General features: G+C 61.5%; 25 protein-coding genes. 6 read left to right on the top strand and 19 right to left on the bottom strand.

Annotated features, from left to right (window positions below; genetic code table 11):
• Positions 1 to 30: 30 nt before the first annotated feature.
• Positions 31 to 3,663: a DNA polymerase III subunit alpha gene (locus VMT30_06845; GenBank protein HVQ44651.1), complete on the bottom strand. Its 3,633-nt coding sequence runs from the start codon at positions 3,661 to 3,663 to the stop codon at positions 31 to 33.
• A gap of 295 nt (positions 3,664 to 3,958) precedes the next feature.
• On the opposite strand from VMT30_06845, the gene VMT30_06840 reads away from it, so the two are divergent.
• Positions 3,959 to 4,366, top strand: a complete 408-nt coding sequence (locus VMT30_06840; protein ID HVQ44650.1) for a hypothetical protein — start codon at positions 3,959 to 3,961, stop codon at positions 4,364 to 4,366.
• A gap of 153 nt (positions 4,367 to 4,519) precedes the next feature.
• The gene (locus tag VMT30_06835) at positions 4,520 to 4,909 is read left to right on the top strand and encodes a hypothetical protein (protein ID HVQ44649.1); all 390 of its coding nucleotides are present in this window, start codon (positions 4,520 to 4,522) and stop codon (positions 4,907 to 4,909) included.
• Positions 4,910 to 4,997: 88 nt separating this feature from the next.
• Here the strand turns inward: VMT30_06835 and VMT30_06830 are convergent, their stop codons facing one another.
• The 12 genes from VMT30_06830 to VMT30_06775 form a co-directional block, all read right to left on the bottom strand.
• A complete protein-coding gene (locus tag VMT30_06830; GenBank protein ID HVQ44648.1) occupies positions 4,998 to 5,291 on the bottom strand; it encodes a DUF5665 domain-containing protein in 294 nt (97 codons plus the stop codon).
• A complete protein-coding gene (locus VMT30_06825) occupies positions 5,292 to 5,747 on the bottom strand; it encodes a YtxH domain-containing protein (protein HVQ44647.1) in 456 nt (151 codons plus the stop codon).
• Between the two features lie 31 nt (positions 5,748 to 5,778).
• Positions 5,779 to 5,979 (bottom strand): hypothetical protein, encoded by a 201-nt coding sequence (locus VMT30_06820; GenBank protein HVQ44646.1) that lies wholly within the window; start codon positions 5,977 to 5,979, stop codon positions 5,779 to 5,781.
• Positions 5,980 to 6,123: 144 nt separating this feature from the next.
• Complete coding sequence (locus VMT30_06815; protein HVQ44645.1) at positions 6,124 to 6,774, bottom strand: mechanosensitive ion channel domain-containing protein; 651 nt, start codon at positions 6,772 to 6,774, stop codon at positions 6,124 to 6,126.
• Positions 6,775 to 6,965: 191 nt separating this feature from the next.
• Complete coding sequence (gene gatB, locus VMT30_06810; GenBank protein ID HVQ44644.1) at positions 6,966 to 8,429, bottom strand: Asp-tRNA(Asn)/Glu-tRNA(Gln) amidotransferase subunit GatB; 1,464 nt, start codon at positions 8,427 to 8,429, stop codon at positions 6,966 to 6,968.
• Positions 8,426 to 9,076: an HD domain-containing protein gene (locus tag VMT30_06805; protein HVQ44643.1), complete on the bottom strand. Its 651-nt coding sequence runs from the start codon at positions 9,074 to 9,076 to the stop codon at positions 8,426 to 8,428. Before VMT30_06805 ends, gatB begins: the two co-directional genes overlap by 4 nt.
• Before the next feature lie 106 nt (positions 9,077 to 9,182).
• Positions 9,183 to 9,641, bottom strand: coding sequence for a hypothetical protein (locus VMT30_06800; protein HVQ44642.1), 459 nt, complete (start codon positions 9,639 to 9,641; stop codon positions 9,183 to 9,185).
• A complete protein-coding gene (gene gatA, locus VMT30_06795; GenBank protein ID HVQ44641.1) occupies positions 9,641 to 11,089 on the bottom strand; it encodes an Asp-tRNA(Asn)/Glu-tRNA(Gln) amidotransferase subunit GatA in 1,449 nt (482 codons plus the stop codon). The genes VMT30_06800 and gatA overlap by 1 nt, the downstream gene beginning before the upstream one ends.
• Positions 11,082 to 11,375, bottom strand: coding sequence for an Asp-tRNA(Asn)/Glu-tRNA(Gln) amidotransferase subunit GatC (gene gatC, locus VMT30_06790; protein ID HVQ44640.1), 294 nt, complete (start codon positions 11,373 to 11,375; stop codon positions 11,082 to 11,084). The genes gatA and gatC overlap by 8 nt, the downstream gene beginning before the upstream one ends.
• 24 nt (positions 11,376 to 11,399) lie before the next feature.
• Entirely contained in the window at positions 11,400 to 11,786 is a 387-nt protein-coding gene (locus tag VMT30_06785) for a secondary thiamine-phosphate synthase enzyme YjbQ (protein ID HVQ44639.1), read from the bottom strand.
• Positions 11,787 to 11,801: 15 nt separating this feature from the next.
• Positions 11,802 to 12,236 carry a hypothetical protein gene (locus tag VMT30_06780; GenBank protein ID HVQ44638.1) on the bottom strand — a complete coding sequence of 145 codons (435 nt, stop codon included), beginning with the start codon at positions 12,234 to 12,236 and terminating at the stop codon, positions 11,802 to 11,804.
• 81 nt (positions 12,237 to 12,317) lie between these two features.
• Positions 12,318 to 12,713: a DUF1761 domain-containing protein gene (locus VMT30_06775; protein HVQ44637.1), complete on the bottom strand. Its 396-nt coding sequence runs from the start codon at positions 12,711 to 12,713 to the stop codon at positions 12,318 to 12,320.
• Positions 12,714 to 12,788: 75 nt separating this feature from the next.
• Between VMT30_06775 and VMT30_06770 the strand changes: the two genes are divergently transcribed.
• Complete coding sequence (locus VMT30_06770; protein ID HVQ44636.1) at positions 12,789 to 13,100, top strand: helix-turn-helix domain-containing protein; 312 nt, start codon at positions 12,789 to 12,791, stop codon at positions 13,098 to 13,100.
• Between the two features lie 65 nt (positions 13,101 to 13,165).
• On the opposite strand, the gene VMT30_06765 is transcribed toward VMT30_06770, so the two are convergent.
• From VMT30_06765 to VMT30_06750, 4 genes are all read right to left on the bottom strand, one after another.
• Entirely contained in the window at positions 13,166 to 13,525 is a 360-nt protein-coding gene (locus VMT30_06765; protein ID HVQ44635.1) for a hypothetical protein, read from the bottom strand.
• A gap of 92 nt (positions 13,526 to 13,617) precedes the next feature.
• Positions 13,618 to 14,292 carry a zinc ribbon domain-containing protein gene (locus tag VMT30_06760; GenBank protein HVQ44634.1) on the bottom strand — a complete coding sequence of 225 codons (675 nt, stop codon included), beginning with the start codon at positions 14,290 to 14,292 and terminating at the stop codon, positions 13,618 to 13,620.
• 143 nt (positions 14,293 to 14,435) lie between these two features.
• Positions 14,436 to 14,855, bottom strand: coding sequence for a hypothetical protein (locus tag VMT30_06755; GenBank protein ID HVQ44633.1), 420 nt, complete (start codon positions 14,853 to 14,855; stop codon positions 14,436 to 14,438).
• Between the two features lie 391 nt (positions 14,856 to 15,246).
• Positions 15,247 to 15,498, bottom strand: coding sequence for a hypothetical protein (locus tag VMT30_06750; protein HVQ44632.1), 252 nt, complete (start codon positions 15,496 to 15,498; stop codon positions 15,247 to 15,249).
• Positions 15,499 to 15,567: 69 nt separating this feature from the next.
• Here VMT30_06750 and VMT30_06745 point away from each other — a divergent pair, with 69 nt between their 5' ends.
• The 3 genes from VMT30_06745 (at position 15,568) to VMT30_06735 (ending at position 17,848) form a co-directional block, all read left to right on the top strand.
• Positions 15,568 to 16,119: a methylated-DNA--[protein]-cysteine S-methyltransferase gene (locus VMT30_06745; GenBank protein HVQ44631.1), complete on the top strand. Its 552-nt coding sequence runs from the start codon at positions 15,568 to 15,570 to the stop codon at positions 16,117 to 16,119.
• A 173-nt stretch (positions 16,120 to 16,292) separates the two neighbouring features.
• On the top strand, positions 16,293 to 16,745 hold the full coding sequence (locus VMT30_06740; protein HVQ44630.1) for a hypothetical protein: 453 nt from the start codon (positions 16,293 to 16,295) through the stop codon (positions 16,743 to 16,745).
• Positions 16,746 to 16,918: 173 nt separating this feature from the next.
• The gene (locus VMT30_06735) at positions 16,919 to 17,848 is read left to right on the top strand and encodes a DUF5995 family protein (GenBank protein HVQ44629.1); all 930 of its coding nucleotides are present in this window, start codon (positions 16,919 to 16,921) and stop codon (positions 17,846 to 17,848) included.
• Between the two features lie 33 nt (positions 17,849 to 17,881).
• Here the strand turns inward: VMT30_06735 and VMT30_06730 are convergent, their stop codons facing one another.
• Together VMT30_06730 and VMT30_06725 are read right to left on the bottom strand one after the other, a co-directional pair.
• Positions 17,882 to 19,147 (bottom strand): MFS transporter, encoded by a 1,266-nt coding sequence (locus tag VMT30_06730; protein ID HVQ44628.1) that lies wholly within the window; start codon positions 19,145 to 19,147, stop codon positions 17,882 to 17,884.
• A gap of 20 nt (positions 19,148 to 19,167) precedes the next feature.
• The gene (locus tag VMT30_06725) at positions 19,168 to 19,356 is read right to left on the bottom strand and encodes a hypothetical protein (protein HVQ44627.1); all 189 of its coding nucleotides are present in this window, start codon (positions 19,354 to 19,356) and stop codon (positions 19,168 to 19,170) included.
• Positions 19,357 to 19,474: the final 118 nt, after the last annotated feature.

Raw genomic sequence — 19,474 nt, 5'->3', positions numbered from 1 at the left:
GTATTAATGGGCTGGGCGTTTTTGGCAAGCTCACGCGGCGTGGGTTACTTGGTCCGTGCCAACGAGGGCGCCTAATTGCTCTAAGAGTGCTTCGGAAACGGCGACCTTAAACGGTAGCCGGATTTTCTTGGGAGCGTCGGCCCCGACCACGATATAAATTTCGGCGCCGCCGGCATGAGCGCCGATGATTTGCTTGATGTCGTGAAGCAATTGCTGATCGGACAGGTCGGCGAGATGAAGCACCACGTAGCCGCCGCCAGGGGATGCCGCGGCGGCTGGGCGGGCGGGCGGGGCGGCGACTGGGGCCGCCGGCTGCGGCGCGTGGGTAGAGACATGACTGGAAGCGGTGTCGTAATTGACGATTTTGGCGGCGTCTACCATCATCTTCGGCTCGTCGGTGAGGCGGCCTTCTTTGTCGCGGGCGGAAATTTTGCCCGTGGCCATGATGATGTTGTCGGCCTCGAAGACTTCGGGGGATTTTTCGAAGGCCTTGGGAAAGACGATGAGCTCGGTGAGGCCGGTTTTGTCTTCGATGCCCACGAAGGCCATGGTGTCGCCTTTTTTCGTGAGAATTTTGCGCACCGTGGTGATAATACCGCCGATACGCAGGAGTTTGCCGTCCGACGAAGGCGTGATGTCACTGATGGGCACGCAGGTGTCGGCGAGGTAGCCGGCGTATTCGTCGAGGGGATGATGCGAGATGTAGAGGCCGAGGAGCTCCTTTTCCCAGGCGAGCTGCTCGCGGGTCGAGGCAGGGTGCGGCGCGGATTCGAGCCGAAGAGCCGGCAGGTTTTCTTCGACGCCGAGCGAGCCGAAGATGTCGATTTGGCCCGAGAGAGCGTTTTTTTGGGCTTTGGCGCCAAAGGCGGTGATGGTTTCGATGTTAAAGAGAAGCTGAGCTCGGTCACCGTCGATGAGCGCGTCGAAGGCACCGCATTTGGTGAGTGATTCCCAGACTTTTTTGTTGCACTCGCGGGCGTTGACGCGCTTGGCAAAGTCTTCGACAGAGGCAAAGGGGCCGCCCTCGTCGCGCGCCGCCAGGATGGTCTCGATGGGGCCGGAACCGATGTTTTTGACCGCCGAAAGGCCAAATCGGATGTTGCCCGACTCTTTGACCACGGCAAATTCGTGGAACGACTCGTTGACGTCGGGGGGCAGCACCTGGATGCCCATGCGCGTGCACTCGGCCACCTCGATGGCGATGCGGTCGATGTTGCCAAAATCACTGGTCATGAGCGCGGCCATGAAGGCGGCGGGGTAATGCGCCTTGAGGTAGGCGGTTTGGTAGGCGATGAGGCCGTAGCAGGCAGCGTGGGATTTGTTGAAACAATAGGCGGCGAAATCTTCGAGATTGGCCCAGAAGTCTTCCATGATTTTTTGATCGGCGCCAACGTTTTTGACCGCGCCTTCGACGAATTTGGTTTTCATTTTGGCCATCATGGCGGCGTTCTTTTTGCCAATGGCTTTGCGCAAGGTGTCGGCCTCGCCGCCGGTGAAGCCGCTGACCTCTTTGGAGATCTGCATGACCTGCTCTTGGTACACGAGCACGCCGTAGGTGTTTTTGAGCGCGTTTTCCATGGAGGGGTGCACGTAGGTGATGGGGATGCTGCCGTGCTTGCGGCCGATGAATTCGTCGATCCACTGCATGGGGCCGGGGCGGTAGAGCGCTACCATGGCAATGATGTCGTCGAAGACCGTGGGCTTGAGGTCGCGCAGGTAGCGCTTCATGCCCGCGGATTCTACCTGGAAGACACCGGTGGTGTCGCCGCGCGAGAGGAGCTCGAAGGTTTTGGGATCGTCGAGCGGGATGTCGGCAATGTCGATGGCGGCGCCGTAGACGCGTTTGATGATGCGCAGGGCATTGTTGATGACGGTAAGGTTGGAGAGGCCGAGGAAGTCCATTTTGAGCAGGCCGAGCTCCTCGATGGGGCCCATGGAGTACTGCGTGGCGGTACCGCCTTTTTGGGCGCGCTGCACCGGCGTGTAGCCCACGATCGGCTCGGGCGCGATCACCACGCCGGCCGCGTGCACGCCGTTTGAGCGGATGGTGCCTTCGAGGCGGATGGCGAGGTCGATGAGCTCGCGGGCGCGCTGGTTGGTGGTGTATTCCTTCACAAGCTCGGGGTCGGGGCGCTGCTCGCTGCCTTTGCCGGTTTTGAGGCCGGCGGCTACGGCCAGGGGGATGTGGCGGCCCTGCACCGGCTGCGGTACAAGCTTGGCAATGGCGTCGACCTCGGCGTAGGAGTAGCCGAGCGCGCGGCCGGTGTCGCGCACGGCGTTGCGGGCGGCCATGGTGCCGAAGGTGATGATCTGCGCCACGCGTTCTTGGCCGTATTTTTCCGTGACGTAGTCGATGACTTCGCCGCGGCGGGTGTCTTGGATGTCGATGTCGATGTCGGGCATGGAGATGCGGTCGGGGTTGAGGAAGCGCTCAAACAGCAGGTCGTATTTGAGCGGATCGAGGTCGGTAATGTTCATGGCGAAGGACACGATGGAACCGGCCGCACTCCCCCGCCCGGGGCCAAAGATGATGCCCTGGTTTTTGCCCCAGTTGATGAAATCGGACACGATGAGAAAGTAGCCGTCGTAGCCCATGCGGCCGATGACCGACAGCTCAAACTCGAGGCGCTCGGCGATTTCGGGGGTGACGAGAGTTTTGGCTTTGACTTCGGTAATGTGGGCGATGTCTTCTTTGGGAATGCCGCCGTAGCGCCAGGCGAGCCCCCGCCAACACAGGCTGTGCAGGTATTCGCGCTCATCCTTGAACCCCTCGGGGACTTCGAAGGTGGGGATGAGAATGCGGCCCAATTCAAGCTCCACATCGCAGCGTTCGGCGATTTTGACCGTGTTTTCGTAGGCCTCGGGGACGCGCTGGAAACGCTCGATGACTTCGTCGGGGCTGGTGACGTAGAGGTCCATGTCCATGGTCATGCGGCCGGCGTCGCTGATGGTTTTGCCGGTCTGGACGCACAGCAAGATTTCGTGCGCCTCGCGATCGGTGTGGGCGCTGTAGTGGGCGTCGGCTGTGACTACGAGCGGCACGCCAGTGCTGCGCGAGAGCTCGATTTTGGCATCGTTAATTTGTTTTTGGGTCTCCCATTGGTGCTCGTGCGCTTGGAGTTCGAGGTAATAATTGCCGCGGCCAAAGGTGGCGTCGTACCACTCGACTACTTTCTGCGCCTCGGCCAGGTTGCCGTTGAGGATGTTTTGAGCCACCTCGCCACCGGCACAGGCGGAAAGCGCGATGAGGCCTTCGTGGTACTGGGTAATGAGGTCGCGGTCGATGCGCGGCTTGTAATAGTACCCCTCGAGCTGCGCGATGGTGACGAGCTTCATGAGGTTGTGGTAGCCGACGTTGTTGTACGCCAGCAGGATGAGGTGGTAGGGATTGGCGTCTTGGCGGCCGGCTTTGTCGAGGTGGCCGCGCGGCGCCACGTAGGTTTCAACGCCGATTATTGGCTTGATGTCGCGCTTTTTGGCTTCTTTGTAAAATTCGATGGCGCCCGACATGGTGCCGTGATCGGTGAGCGCCACCGAGGTCATGCCGAGCTCCTGCACGCGATCGAGCATGCCGGGGACCTTTTGGAGGCCGTCGAGCAGGGAGTAGTGGCTGTGATTGTGCAGGTGGACAAATTGTGGTTTCGCTGTTTGTGTTTCCGGCACGCCCTCTCCCCTCTTCGTTGATTTTAATGGTAGCACATGGGCGTGACCGGCCGCGGGGGCAGTCGTCCGCGGTAATGTGTCTAAACCTTAGACATTCAGTGCGTCATTACCTTCAGGTTCGGACGGTTTGTCTAAATTCTAGACTCGTTTTGCAGTCGCAAGCCGCCGCTTTCGATTTCGGGTGGCGGACACGGATGGTTGCTTTCGCATGTTAGTTATTCTATAAAATATGAGGCCTATTCCCGCTATGGACGGTAGCGGGAGGATTTCCAACCCGAGAAGGAGGAGTACGACGGTGACATTCAGGCGCCTGGCGGCCGTGGCGATAGTGTCCGTAGCGACTGCGGTGTGGGTCGGGAATATGGGTAACCGGGATTCCATCACGAGCGCGAATGCGGGCCTGCGATCGACGATCGCGAGCCCATCCCGGGATCCTCAGCGGCCCAAGCCGCAGACTGCGCCGCCAGATTCTGTGGCGGGAGCAACGGTGATCGATTTCAAGGAGGAGCCGGTCTCGCCGAGCCGCACGAGCTGGCGGGTGGTGGTCTACGCCCAGGGCGTTGACGGACCGCTGGAGGTAGTGACGGGACTGGCCGATCGGCAGGCGGCCAAGGCCTGTGCCCGGCGGCTGAGCAGCCAAGCCTTCGGCCGGGGACGGCGCATACTGCTGGCTAGCCGGCGGCGGGCGGGAACCTGCGCGTAGAGCGCGGCATGGTGCGGTGGTCGGGCCCTGAAGCCTTTTTTGGACGGCAATTAGTTGTGTTTTGGGCTTTTTTGTAGTATCAACAGAACGTCGTTTCCGTTTCGGGACGATCTGCGGGTAACCCGCAGTGGAGCTCTTGCATTGGAGCGTGTTATGCGCATCAGGGGAATTATTGCTGCCGGGGTGCTGGTGGTGGGTGGCGTCGCCGTCGCTGCGAATGGCGGTCTGTCCGGCAACCAGTCGGGTGGTGACGTCACCCCGAACCCCACCAGCACCCGCAGCTCCAACGAACGCGTCTACTCGGATGGTTCGATCCCGGCCGCGCAGGTGAAGAGCATCAAGGTCCAGCAGTCGCCGCTCTCCGGGCAGTGGTTCGTGACGGCCGACGTGACGGGCAAGGAGTTTCGGACCTACGATCTGGCCGGCCACTTCGACACCGAATCCGATGCCGCGGCCTGCGGCAAGAAGCTGGTCGCGCTGTGGGAAGCCAAGAAGCCGGTGCCGATCGCATCGGACGAGCAGGAGAACACCTGCCCCGCGTAACTTCCCGTTCTGTCGCATGACAGAACAACCGCCCTTGGCGGGAGCTCCCGGCTCTTGCCGGGGGCTTTCGTCGTTCTAGACCGGGCGTTTAGCGGTTTTCGATGGTTTGGCCGACGTCGCGGAAAAAGTGCCCAATGACGGGCGCGCCGCCGAAGAGCTGAAGCAGTCCCACGAGTACCGCCACGCCCACGGTGGCGCCCAAAACGCCGCCGAGGCCGGCAAAAATGCCGCGCACAAACGAGCTCCAAATCTGGCGTCGGGTACTGTGCAGCACGTAGATGTAGTCGAGGATGAGCGCGTCTTCGACGGCTTTGCCGAGGCGCTCGTAGTTGACGCCGCTGCGCTTGGAGTTGGAGTCGGGTCGGTCGCTGGCGAGAATCATTTAGTGGCCGTCGCGCACGTCGTCGACTTTGCTCTTGGCCGAGGTGGCGAGATGGCGGGTGACGCGTTCGAGCTCGCTCATAACGGCTGCGCCCTCGTTGAGGAGCTGCTTGACCTCTTTGACGGCCACGTCTTTCGTCTGGGCGCCGCTCTTGGTGAGGTTGGTGGCGGAAACGCGCAGGTCTTGCTTGAGTACTTCAGCGCGGCGGATGAGCTCTTGGCTCTCTGCTTTGGCCTCGCCCTGCAGATCTTTGGCGGCCTCGCGCAGCGTGTCGACCCGGCCGCCGACTTCTTCGCTCATTTTTTCGAGTCGGCGCTGAATGTCTTCGTAGGTGCCTTTAACTTTGCGCTTGATGTCTTCTTGGGTTTCCTTGCCGCTCTTGGGGGCCAGGAGAATTCCGGCCACTGCTCCGGCTATGGCTCCGATCATGGTACCCTTCCAAAATGTTCGCTTCATGGCTCTATTCCTTTCTCGTTCGTTCATAGTATTAATCTTCCTTTGATGCTCGCTTGCTGGTGAAGCGTTTGATGAGCATACCCAGGATACCGGAGGCGGCTAAGGGGCCTAACTTGCGACCGAAGGTTTCGGCGAGGTTGGCTACGCTACTGGTGGCGGACTCTGCCCGCTCCGAGATGCGCTTGAGGTTTCGCATGATGGCAACCATGAGGCTTACCAGTACGATGCTCAAAACGATTAGGGTTAAAAACCCAACGCTTAGGAGTATTACCAATATTAGCTCGACGGTATTCATAGTGCGTGCTCGTTATTCAATCTGCTTGATTGTTAATTATTCTAACGGATAGCTCTATCATACATGCCTCTCGGAGCCTGGCTATTGTTCATTCTCACGAGCCGTTTTGGCTTTGGCTCTGAAATTTGATCTTTTCTCCAAAGCGGCAGCGCCCAAACGCTTGGCGGTGCGGGCAGCCCGGGCAGCGGCGCTGAGTTCGGCTCGGCGCTGCAACACCACCCATTCTTTGCGCTCGACGAGAGAGTTGGGGATGACATGCAGGATGCCGTCGTCGTCGCGGACGCGAATGCGGCGGGCGTCCATGCGCTCAATGACGCCCTGAGTAGGGGTTTCGCCCACAATAACCTCGTCGCCGACGTTAAAATCGTGGTCGCGGGCCAAAAAGACGGCGGCGATTACGTCTGAAACGAGCGTTGAGCCGCCGGCGGCCATGGCGATACCGATGGCAGCGATGGAGCCAGTGAAGAACAAAATGAGGTTTTGGAAGCCGAGTTCCTGGAGTATCACCACGGTAAGCAACATCCAGAGCACGGTCTCGATAATGGAGGTAAGCACATAGCGCAAGCCGGTTTGGATGTGCGTGAGCTTGAGCAGGAGCCGCAGCCCGCGGACCATAAAGCGGACGATGAGGATGCCTAGGAGTAAATCAAACAGGGCCTTTAACAGATTGGCCTGCACGAGGCGGCCAATGGCTAAAATATGATCGACAAAGCTGGAGTTGAGTTCAAACATGGTGAGGATTGTGCTTGTGGTTAGTGTAACACGGTTTGGGTGCTAGCGACGTGCACGCCTTCCCTGCTTGCTCCCGGATTGACCTCATTTCGTCAAACGCGAACTCTTCCTTTGGTGACTATCTAGGCGCGATGTTGTCTGGCGGTTTGACGAAATGGGGTCAATCCTGCCGTCTACCCTTGCGTTGCAGTCTACGCCGGCTCATCTAAGCGGTCTTTGAGAAGCTTGGTGATGAGCGGCGGGTTGCCTTTGCCCTGGGTGGCTTTCATGGCTTGGCCGACGAGGGCGCCGAGCGCCCGGTGATTGCCGGCCTGGTAGTCGGCGGCGGCTTGGGGGTTGGCCGCGATGACATCGTCGACGACTTTGCCCAGCTCGCCGGCGTCGGATTGCTGGAGCAGACCGAGTGTTTGGGCGGCCTGACGTGGGCCTTCATCCTTGTCCCAGAGGTGAGACAGGAGGACCTTGGCGTTGGTAGAGCTAAGTTTGCCGTCCTTCACAAGCTCAGCAACACCGCCGAGGGTGGCGGAATTGATGTCGGATTGGGGCAGCGTTTGGCCCTTGGTCTCGGCCAGTTTGACGGCGTCGCCGACCAGCCAGTTGAGAGCAAAGCGCGCGTGCTCGGGGTAGGCGCTGACAGTGGTGTGCCAGAGCTGGCCCGCGTCGGGGTCGGCTACGAGCGCCTCGGCCGCGGCGGCGGGCAGGCCAGCGGCGGCGAGCTCGGCGCGCAGGTCGCGGGGCATGAGGCCGAGTTCGGCGGCTTGCTCGGCCACCATGGCCGCGGTGATCACGAGCGGCGGCAGGTCGGGCTCGGGGAAGTAGCGGTATTCATCGGCGTCTTCTTTGCTTCTCATAGGGTACGTTTGGCCTTTGGCCTCGTTCCAGCCGCGGGTTTCTTGGCGGATGCGCTCGCCCTGCTCGATGGCGGCGATTTGGCGACGGGTTTCGTATTCGACGGTGCGCTCGATGGCTTTGAAGCTGTTGAGGTTTTTGGTCTCGGTGCGGGTGCCAAATTCCTTCTGGCCGATGGGCCGCACGCTCACGTTCACATCGAAGCGCATGTTGCCGTAATAGAGGTTGGCGTCGGAAGCGCCGGCGTAGCGCGCGAGATTGTAAAGTTCCTGGGCGTAGCCTTTGGCCTCGGCGGCGCTGCGCATGTCGGGCTCGCTCACGATTTCGAGCAATGGGGTTTCGGCGCGGTTGAGGTCCACGAGCGAGTAATTGGCTTTTTCGGGGTGCGTGAGCTTGCCGGCGTCGCCTTCGAGGTGGGCGCGAGTGATGCCGACGCGCTTGATTTTGCCATCTAGCGGAAACTCGACAGCACCGTTTGGCACGATCGGCTCGTCAAATTGGGTAATTTGGTACCCCTTGGGCGAGTCGGGGTAAAAATAATTTTTACGGTCAAATTTGGTATGGAGCTCGGCTGGATACTCGGCGCCCAGCGCCAGACCGAGGCGCAGCGCCAACTCGACGGCGCGCCGGTTGAGCACCGGCAGGGTGCCGGGCAGGCCCAGGCAGACTTCGCATACATGCGTGTTGGGCTCGGCCTCGCGCGAATCGTTGTCGCAGGCGCAGAACAGCTTCGATCGGGTGGCCAGCTGCACATGGCATTCGATGCCGATGACGGTTTCGTATTTGGCGCGGAGTTCGGGGTTCATGATAGGTCCTCACGGTATGGTTCATAGGCTTGTTGCAGGGCGCGGCCAAAGTTGGCGGGGTAATCTTCTTGCCCGCGCGCTAGGGCTGCGCCGGTGGGGGTTTGGAAAACGGCTTTTTTGTGGCGTCCAACTAAACTTTCGATGATTTTATCAATGTCGTAATTAAACTCCACGAACACCCGGATGCCCTGGTAGACACCGATGGGGCCAAATTTGTCCAAGAGATCGGCATCCGAAATGACCTTGGCCTCGAGCGTTGTGGGCGTTTCGTTATGCAAGCTACCCTTGTGCGTACGGATGCAGTTGGCAATGCGGGTAATTTTGTCCTGGCTAAGGCTGATGCCGGCATCTTTGAGGAATTCTTTAAGCTTTTGGGCGCCGATAGTGCCATGAGTGGGGCCGCTGGCGCCATACAAGAAGCCAATATCATGCATGATCATGGCCGGCAGCACGATGCTCATGTCGGCGTCCTCGGATTCGCCGATAACAATGGCGTTTAGGGTATCGCGGCGGGCGTGATCCCAATTGTGGGCGACCAAGTTGGGAGTGTCTTTAAAGCGTTTTTCAACATATTTGTAGACGATCCGAAAATCGGCATCGGACTCCAAGTATTGTTCGAGCTTTGACAGCAGGGCTTCGCGATTCATGAGAATATCATCTCCTGTATGTTCCAAGGTCGCTGGTTTAGATCAGCCAGGGTGGAGATGACCGCCAAGTCGTGGTGATCGATGAAAGCTTGAAGCTCCGGCTTGGTCATCGCAGAGCCCCCAGGGCGCGCAGGCCGCGTTCGAAGTCGGCTAGGGCGTCTTTGGCTTGGCTGGGCACGAGGTCGAAGCCGATTTCGTGGGCGAGGGCGTTGCGGAGTTTGTGGGCGCGCCAGACGGCCTGGTAGGCGTCGTGGTCGGCGAAGCGGCTGCGGCCGTGCTTGAGGCGCTCGCCCATCGTGTCGCCGGCAAAGCCGAGGGATTTCATGACGTGATCGAAGAGCTTGTCGGCCTCGTTGAGCGAGCTTTTGAGCCCGCTGGCGCCGGTGTTTGAGATGGCCATGATGGTGTCCCAGCGGGTTTTGATTTCGGTGGGATCGACAAAACCGCGGTAGCCGCGCGAGGAGGCCACGGGCCGGGAGCGCTTGCGGCCCTTGCGGCTGCCGTTTTCGACCACACCATAGAGCACCACACCGCCGACGAGGGCGACAACGAGAAAGGGTAACATTAGCGTTTCCTCCAATCGCCGATGAGCGCTTCGGTAGCGATGGCGGCGGCGAATAATTGGTGTTCGGCCCTTTGGGGAGCCATAATCTGCAATCCGACGGGCAGGCTGTCGGAAGTGGCGAAGGGGATGGAAATGGCGGGAATGCCCACGAGGTTGACGGCCACGGTCATGACGTCTTCGAGGTAGAGCGCGAGCGGGTCATTGGCTTTAGAGCCGAGCGGGAAGGCCGGGCTGGGCGAGGTGGGGCCGAGCAGGAGGTCGTATTTGACGAAAGCATGGTCGAACTGCTCGATGAGCTTGGTGCGGACCTTTTGCGCGCGCTTGTAGTAGGCGTCGTAGTAGCCGCTCGAGAGCACGTAGGTGCCGATCATGATGCGGCGTTTGGCCTCGGGGCCGAAGCCCTCTTGACGGCTGAGGCGGTAGGTTTCTTCAAGGTCCTTGGCGTGGGGCGAGCTGTGGCCGTATTTGACGCCGTCGTAGCGGGCGAGATTCGACGATACTTCGGCTGGCACGAGGATGTAGTAGGCAGCCAGGGCCAAGGTGGTGGCGGGCACACTCACCTCTTCCATGGTGGCGCCGGCGGCTTCGAGCTGGGGGACGAGCTCCAGGAGGTGACGCTTGGTGGCGGGGTCGAGGCCCTCGCCGAGGTATTCTTTGATGAGGCCGATTTTGAGGCCTTTCAGGCTGCCGGTGGTGACGGCGTAGGATTTGGGGTCGCGGTCGATGGTGGTGGCGTCGGAGGCATCGCGGCCGGCCATCACGTCGAGTACGAGCGCAGCGTCGGCCACGCTGCGGGTGATGGGGCCGAGCACGTCGGTGGAGCTGGCCATGGCCACCACGCCCGTGCGCGGTACGAGGCCGTAGGTGGGCTTGAGGCCCACGACGCCGCTGAGGGCGGCGGGCTGGCGGATCGAGCCGCCGGTGTCGGAGCCGACGGCGAAGGTGACCTGGCCGAGCGCCACGGTTGTGGCCGAGCCGCCGGAGCTACCGCCGGGCACGCGCGACGGGTCGTGGGCGTTTTTGGTGGGGCCGAAGTCGGAGTTTTCGGTGGACGTGCCGTGCGCGAATGCGTCGAGGTTGGCCTTGGCTACCAACACGGCGCCGGCGGCGCGCAGACGTTGCATGGCGGGGCCTTCGTAGGGCGCGCGGAACGGCTCGAGCATGCGGCTGGCGGCGGTAGTGTGGGTGCCGATGGTGAGGTAGTTGTCTTTGGCCACGAATGGCACACCGGCTAGCGGCAGGTTTTCGCCGGCCTGGGCGCGGCGATCGGCCTCGGCGGCTTCGGCGGCGGCTTCGGGGTTGAGCTCAAGCAGTGCGTGGTAATCTTCGGTGGCAGCGATGCGCTCGAGGCTGGCGGCCAGCAGCTCGGCGGCCGAAATCCGGCCGGCGCGCACGTCGGCGGCGAGACCTGCAATGGGACGCGTGAGATCGGCAGTGTGGTTAGCCATTGAGCACTCGCTTTACGACAATGTAGCCGTCTTTTTGGGCGGGCGCGTTGGCCAGCAATTGGTCGCGCGGCAGGCTGGGTTTTACGATGTCTTCGCGCCACACATCGACGAGGCCGGTGACTTGATCGGTGGGTGCCACGCCCTCGACGTCTACGGCCAGTAGTTGCTCCACAAAGCCCACGATGCGGCCGATCTCAACCGCCATGGCGGCGGCCTCTTCGCCCGTCAAACCAATGCGCGCCAATGCAGCGACGCGCTCTACCTCGGTAACACCAATCTTTGACATGGGCCTAGTATACGTGCGTTACGCTCACTCTGCCAAGAGCTGCACCGTTAATTGCCGCTCGCGCGGGCCGTCGAGCTCGATGAGGATGATGCGCTGCCAGGAGCCAAGCACGAGTCTCCCCTCCTGCACCGGCAGAATCACCGACGGACCAATCACCGAGGCCAATAGGTGGTCGGGCGCGTGACTGGGATTATGCGGGTGGCGCCACCGAACGCTGGGCGTGACCTGTTCGAGAAAATCGAGCAGGTCGAGATCGGTGCCGGGATCGAGATCGGCGGTCGTGACGGCGGCCGTAGTGTGCTGCACGGCCACCAGTACGGCGCCGGATGCGGCTGAGGGTATGAGCGCCTGCACCGACTCGGTGAGGTCGATAATTTGGCGTTTGTGATTGGACTCAACTTGTAGTTTCATGCCGCTAGTATAGCGCTAGTTGGGGCACATGCGGTCGGTCATGAGGGGGCACATTACGAGCGGGTGCGGGCCGGGACCGGTCCAGGAACCGCAGCCGCCACAGGTGCCGCCGGGCACGGGCTTGATGATGGGCGTCGGTTCGGGCGTGGGTTGGGGTGTAATGACCGGCAGCGGCTGCGGCGACGGCTGGGGCTGAGCGGCCGGAGTGGGGCCCGACGAGGGCAGCACGACGGCCGGCGCAGGCGAAGTGGCCGGCGTGGGCGCAGTGGTGGCATCAGGACCGACGGTAGCGGCGGACTGAACGCTCCCGGCGCTGGGAACGTGAGCGGCTTGGGTGGTCACCGCGCCGGCCAAATCGACCCGATTGGGCACCGGCGGACTAGCGAAAAATAGTGACCCAAATACGAACAGGGAGGAGGCGAGTCCGGCAAGGAGGCGGGGCATGATCATATCAGTAACTCCTAGTTGTCATATCTGTTGCTAGCATAATCGACGGGAGTCAGAAATCAAGCGCGAGCACCTTGGCGAGCTCTAGTGAGCCAAAATGGCGCCGGCTAGCGCGATGCCGATAAGATGATAGCCCTGGTCGATGGCATACAGCCGCATCGATCCGTTTTGGAACGAGCTATTGATGAGCGCGGTGGTAGCGGCGAAGCCCAGCCATAATTTGAAGCCGAGCATCGCACCGTTCATCCAGCCGGAGGTGCCGGTGGCAGTGACAAACCACGCTTCGACGCCCACCAAGACGAGTATGGTGACGAACGTCGTAACCATGGCCGGCAGCGCCATAGTCATGTCGGCCTTTTTGCGTTTGATTTCTTCTGCCCACATTTTGGAGAACATCACCGGCGAATACCACACCGCGCCAATGCCAAAGTAGACGACTGCTGCGAGCAACACCCACCAGAACGATATTTCGAATAACACCACGTTATTCCTTGTTTATACGCAAATCATAGTCTTTTTGGGCCGGCATACAAGCCAGACTGGTATAATGGGCGCATGAATGCGACTGGGGAGACAAAAGCCTGCGGTGTCACGCGCGCGCTTGAGGTGATCGGCGGCAAGTGGACGCTGTTGATTATTCGCGATTTGCTCGAACAGCCCCGGCGGTTTGGCGAGCTTGAAACCTCGCTCGAAGGCATCTCGCCGCGCACGCTGGCGATTCGGCTCAAAGAGCTCGAGGCCGACGGCGTGCTCGACCGTGATTGCAGCGGCGGCGAGGCGCATCCAGTGTATTGCCTCACGGCCAAGGGCCGCTCGCTGTCGGCGATCGTGGACCAGATGCGGGCGTGGGGCAACGCCGCGGGTTAGGGTTTGGGAGCTGGGGCCGGCCGGGCTATTGCGGCCGGCCGGCCCCCGAGGGACTGAGGGGCCCTCTACCGCCGAGACGGATGGATGCACCGGCTGCCCCGAGCGGTGACGGAATCGGCGCCCGGCGGCAACTGGCCGTGATAGACGGCCGTGGAGTTGACGGTGATGCGGGTCGCGACGGTGGCGTCGGTGTACGTAATGGTGACGGTGGCGATCTTGGCGCCCGTTGGCGTCACCGTGTAGGTACCGCCAGCCGGGTCGACGGCGAGCTCGAGCCGGCTGGCATCGGCGCTCGACACCGCACTCGTGGTGCGCTGCCACGAGGTGCTGATATTGCACTTGGTGCTGCTGTAACCGGTGGCGATAATCGCCGCGGCCCCGACCACGACCACGGCGACCAATCCCACTGTTCCCCATCTACGCACGGGTATACACCTTTCGGTCCGGATAGCGCCGCAAACGCGGACGCCACGTTTGGTTATACCTTCATTTATGGGCGCGGGCAAGCCTATAGCGGCTAGAGGGCCGCGAGGCTACTGAGTGCGATACCGGCCGCAATGCCGGCGAGCGAAAGCCCGGCCGTGAGCAGGTACAGCGGGCGGAGGAGAATGTGCGCGCCGGCGGCCGCTTGGAGCGAGAAACGGCCGGGGTGGCTCGAGAGCACGCCCTTCACGCCGCGATAAAAGCTGCGCACGAGCAGCATGCGAATGATAATGCCGGCGATACCCACAGTGGTGCCGCTTTGGCCGGCGGCGGCGAAGACGGTGATGGTTTCGGCCAAAAACAGGGTGAATGCGGCAGCGGCGGCCAAACGGTTGTTTTTGAGCGTGCCAAAGCCGAGGAGGGCGAAGATGGCGGCGTCGATGAGGCTCCACGGCCCCACGCCGAAGATATCGAAGCCGGCCATGGCCATGAGACCTACGAAGCCGGTAGCGGCGGCCACGATGAAGCCAGCAATGGCGCCTTCGCGGCGCAGGCCGGGGAGCTCATCGGCTTCGAGCCAGCCGTTTGCGGCGGGGGCAGCCGGGACGTAGGTGGCCGGCGCGAACTCGCCGAATTCGGCAACACCGGGGGTTTTGCGGAAGACGGGCTTGATGTCCATATGCTGGACCGGCGCGGGGTATTTGCGGCCACACCGGGCGCAAAAGGCGGCGCCGGGATGCAGCCGATAGCCGCAATGTATGCAATACACGAACGCACTCCTTGATTAGGGCAAAGTAGCCTTGAGTATGTCCTATTTCGGCGATTTGTCAAGGGGCACATAGCCTAAAAAGAGAAAGGACCCCACGGACGGCGCCGCAGGGTCCCCCCTCTTGGGGCGCGGTGTCCGTAGGGTCAGGATGTGGTGGGTTGGCCGCCGGCGCAGACGCTGAAGACCACCGATGTGGTGTGTCCGTCAAGCTTCCGCTCATAGAGCTGACCGACGCCCGTACCGGTCACCAACTTGTCGCCGAGCCGCTTGCCGTCGTAGAGCTGGGCCGCGGCGACGCGGTAGCCGCCCAATGGCTGCAACTTCAGGGTCCGCTGCGCGGTGGGTGTGCCGGCGGACGGGCCCGACAGACTCGTGAACAGCCCGGTGTCACCGGTGAAACCGCTCCCCGGCCCCTGCTGATCCCAGCTGAGGGTGTAGAGGCAGGGTTCGGTGGCGGGTGGGGTGTTGTTGGTCCCGAGTGCGACGAGGGTGCCGAGCACCGCACAAACCGCGAATACCGCCCCTGGTATGAGCAGACGGCGCCTTGATTGTCCCCTTGACACGAGGGTCCCCTTTCGGTAGACAATAGACCCTTACCGTTTATACACCATTTTGGCTGTATAGGGCGGATATTTGGCTGCTGCCCCGTTAGGTACCAGTTGTAGGCGACGTGGTGCCGCCAGGCGCCGTCGGGATTGCGTTGGTCGGGCCGGTCGTGGATGTAGATGAACATCCAGATGATCTGCTCCCGCGGCGGCACGAGGCTGATGCCCGTCGTGTGATTGTACGGCCCCATTTTGCCGCACGGCTTGGATTGGCCGATCCCGCACGCTCCACTGTCTGGGTTCACCGCCTTAGGGTTGAACTTGGACTCGGCCATGCCAACTTTACAGAGGGCGTTCCACTGGCCAGGCCCGAAACCAATCCGGACGGCGTGGAACTTTTTGCCAACCTTTACCCGGCGGGTGAGCCGGCCGTTGTTGAGGCTTTGGCCAGCGCGAGGTAGGTGGGGTTGCCTCCGGCGGTGACACAGGCCTCGTTGCTATCGATCAGCTGGCCGCTGTGACAGATGTCCTGAGGTGGCTTCGGCCGGGCGCAGATAAACCCACCTGACGTTACATGCGACGGATGGCTCGGCCGGGCTTGCGTACCGCCGAGAAGTGCCATGGTGACACCAGCGGCTATTGCCAACCTGATTGGCTTCATAGTGCCCCGTTTCGACGATGGGAGTCCGCAGGCGGAATTGTCGCGTGGATGGCGGAGCATGTCAATGGCATGGAACTGCTTCTGCTGGCGTACTACTATGGTGAGGATAGTGAGGGTTTTATGACGTATTACGACATTATTGAGACGCCGCTCGGCAATGCCTACGTAAGTGGCAATGAGGCGGCTTTGACCGGCTGGCATTTTGAGGGGCAGCGCTACTTTGACGGCGTGCCGGCAGATTGGCAACTGCGGCCCGAGGAGCCGGTGCTGCGAGCGGCGCGGCGGCAAACTGAGCGGTATTTTGCCGGCGGTTTGCGGGAGTTTGATCTGCCGATCGAGCCGGCGGGGACGGCGTTTCAGCGGGCAGTGTGGGAGGCGCTGTCGGCGACGCCGTATGGTGAACACACCACGTATTCGCAGCTGGCGGCGCTGATCGACCGGCCGCGGGCGGTGCGGGCGGTGGGTACGGCAGTGGGCCGCAATCCGCTGTGCGTGGTGGTGCCCTGCCACCGCGTGCTCGGCGCCGACGGCGGTCTGGCCGGCTACGTGGCGGGCCTCGAGCGTAAGCGCTGGCTCCTCGATCTGGAAGCGGCGCATGAAGCCTCGCTGTTCGAAAAATAGCCTTGTAAACACATTCCCAGGCAGTTATAACCTATCATGGCCTAGCTTGCGTTTCGCGAGCGGCTATTTCTAGTTTCGCGCACCCGGCGCGGGGCTACGGTCGAAAGGATAGGCGTGAAGAGAACACTGGCGGCCATTGCGGGTTGCGCGGTTGCCGAAGTGAGCGGGTGGCGATGAGGCGCATTTTCCGGTGGGCCCCAGTAGGTGCGGGGCTCCTGGTTGGCGGCTTAATTGGGCTACAGCACTTGCCGGCGCCCCACCCCAATTACGAGCGAACGTGCGGCTACGCGCTGCACTACACCACCGCCACGCAGGTGGGCGGCCGCGGAGATGCTTCCGGTAGCGGCGCTGGCGTCATCACCGTGACCGAGAACAACAAGGGCGCCGCCAGCAGGTACGACATTACCGCGACACCGAGCGTCAGAATCTTGGAGGTGAAGGCCGGCCACACCGACGACGACACCAAGCTCGTGAGGTACTTCTCTGACTTCAGCGCCGGAAATGGGGCTCAGGGGGTGATCGTGCCGCGGATCCAAACGGGCGCAAAACCCGGCGAACAGGCGGGGCTCGAGAACCTTGAGCTCTACGTTTGCGCCGATCACGCTAGCGTACCACGACTGCGTTAGCGTGATGACCCCGGCCGGATACCCTCCGGCCGGGGTCATGCTGTTGTTATTTTCGTTTAGCAGAGGCATAGTGCCAAAGTTTGGCTTAGAAAAGGCTGATAATTTTGTACCCCTAGGTATTTTTAACTACGCACTGCAATACGTATTATTTCCTGGTAACAAAGGAGTTTTGTATGAGATTTTGGCCTCGCATTAAGATTTTAACCGCCGGCGTGTCGGTGATGGCTTCGCTGCTGATGCCCTTTGGCACGGCGCACGCGTTGGCCGACCCGTCGCCGTGGACGGGCCTGCTCTTGCCGGCGCCGATCGGCTGGAGCCCGAGCACGGCGACGGCCTGCCCTACTGGCAGCATCACGTGTGTGGACGCCACGATTGCGGCCCAGCAGGCGCAGCTTGATCCGCTGATCGCTAGCTGTGATCACAATTTAGTGTTTAATTTTGTGTACTGGCGGATTACGCAGGCGTTTCGGACCACCCAAAATGACTCCACGTTTTTCCACAATCCGCAATATTTGAACCAGGAAGATGCGGTATTTGCGGGCTACTATAGCCGGCAGTATCAAGCCTGGCGGGCGGGCAATACGGCCCAAGTAGCACCGGCCTGGCGGGTGGCGTTTGCGGCTGCCGACCAGAAGCAAGTGAGCGGCCTCGGGGACGCGTTTATTGCTCTGGCGGCGCACATTTTGCACGATGAGCCCTACACGCTGCTCGAAATGGGACTTGCCTATCCGGACGGCGTGAGCGCCAAGGGCGACTACGACAAAGATAATGTGTGGCTGGCGGCCGCGCAGGTGCCCACTATTGCGGAGGCAGCACGGCGATTTGACCCGGCAATCGGGCAGCCGGCCGTCCTCAACACGCCGCCTTTTAGCACCATCGACTACCAGTTGGTAGCAGGGTGGCGCGAGCTGGCCTGGCGCAATGCTGAGCAGCTAAAATTGGCCGTGGATACGCACAATCCGTTGCTATACCAGCTGGTGGCAGCCCAGATTGATGCCCAATCTACGGCCGCGGCCAACGCGCTCAAGCTAGCGACCACCAACACCGCTCAGCAGACAGCCAACCGCGACGCATACTGCATGGCGCACCACAACGATCTGTAGCTACGCGCTCGTTCGTATGGAAAAGACCGCTTCTTACGAGGCGGTCTTTTTGGAGGCGGATTCAGGAACGATGGGGTCGGAGGCGGGATGAGTGCGGCGCGCCAGCACCAAAAACGGCAACGCCATAATTTGCACCACCGCGGCAAAGACATATGACAGGCCGTAGCCCCAAATGTCGGCGGTCTTACCGAGCGCCGGCTGGGTAAAGACCGAACCGGCCGAGCCCATGAGGTTGTCGAACGACAGCACGGTGGCGCGCTGCTGCGAGGGAATGAGGCCGTTGAGGTAGGCCTGGCGAATGGGTGAGCCGGCGGCAAAGATGAGGCCCCACACAATGAGCAGCAACACTGCTAGCCAGAACACGTGGGTGAGCCCAATGAGCGCCAACACCACGGCGCTGCCGACGATGCCGGTCATGAGCAGCGTGGTGCGGCGGCCGAAGCGGCGGCGCACGAACGGCACCGTGAGGCCGCCCAAGATCTGGGCGCCGGCCACGATCGAAGCGGCGAGCCCGGCGATGCCGTAGGCGTGGGGATTGCCGAAGAGCTGGAGCAAATACGGCTGCATGGCGTAAAAGCCGTAAATGCCCACACCAGCCGAGAAAGGTGCGGTGAGCATTACCCAGCGTACGGGTGGTTTTTTGAGGCCGTTTTCGAGGGAGGCGCTCAGGATATTCTTAATATTTTTGACGGCCCGCTCGCCCTTCACTGGCGTGAAGCCCAGATCGCGCATATACACGAGGGCCACGCCAAAGGTGGCAAGCAAGGCGGCAGAGCGCAAAATGTAGGGCACGCCGAGGTTGGTAGCCTGGGCCACGAGGCCACCGGCCACGGAGCCGGTGAGCATGGCGATGCCGCCCACGATCTGGCCGCGCGCGAATACGGCCTCGAGCGTGCCGGTGTAGCCGGTGGCATGGAGCGCATCAACCAGCCAGGCCTCGGTGGCGCCCGAGAAAAAGGTAAAGCCCAGACCCAACAGCACGGAGGTGACGGCCCAGGCCCAAAACGGCGCATGCGCTTGCCAAGCCCACAGATAGAGCAAGGTGGAGACGCCTAGCGTGAGTGTGCCGAGCAGATACGACGTGCGGCGGCCCATGGTGTCGGCGACAACGCCGGTGGGAATTTCAAAAATAACCTGGCCGGCCGAAAACAGCGCGTTGGCGGCGAAGGCGGCGGTGATGCTCAAGCCTGCGTCGAGCAAAAATAGCGTGTTGACGCCCCAAATGAACGAGGCGGCGAGGGTACTCAGCAGGGTGAGCACGAGATACACATTTTGCACCCGTTGGGGGTTTTGCTTCATGATGAAATTATACTCCCTCGTTATAGTTGGAGGTGTGCTAGCAGGTGGTACACCAGGAACGCCGGCCAGAAGATGGCCTTCAAAATACCGAGAACGCCATCACCAAATGAAGCAGCGTGCTGCAGATAGTAAACGAGAGCCCCGATGAGGCCCAGGCCGTAGACGCCCCCGCCGCCGGCGTTTGCGACTTTATGACTGTGTTCCTTCATGATGGCTGCCTCGTTTTATGCTGGTATTATCCGCTCAATTGGCGCTCAGTGCCAGCCTGCCCGCGAGGCTGCGCCAGCCGCCGGCGCGTTTTTCTTGTGTTTTTTGGGTGTTTTTGTC

It is taken from the genome of Candidatus Saccharimonadia bacterium, from assembly GCA_035544015.1.
In the GTDB taxonomy this organism is placed as follows: domain Bacteria; phylum Patescibacteriota; class Saccharimonadia; order UBA4664; family UBA4664; genus UBA5169.
This window is presented reverse-complemented; position numbering and strand designations above follow the sequence as displayed.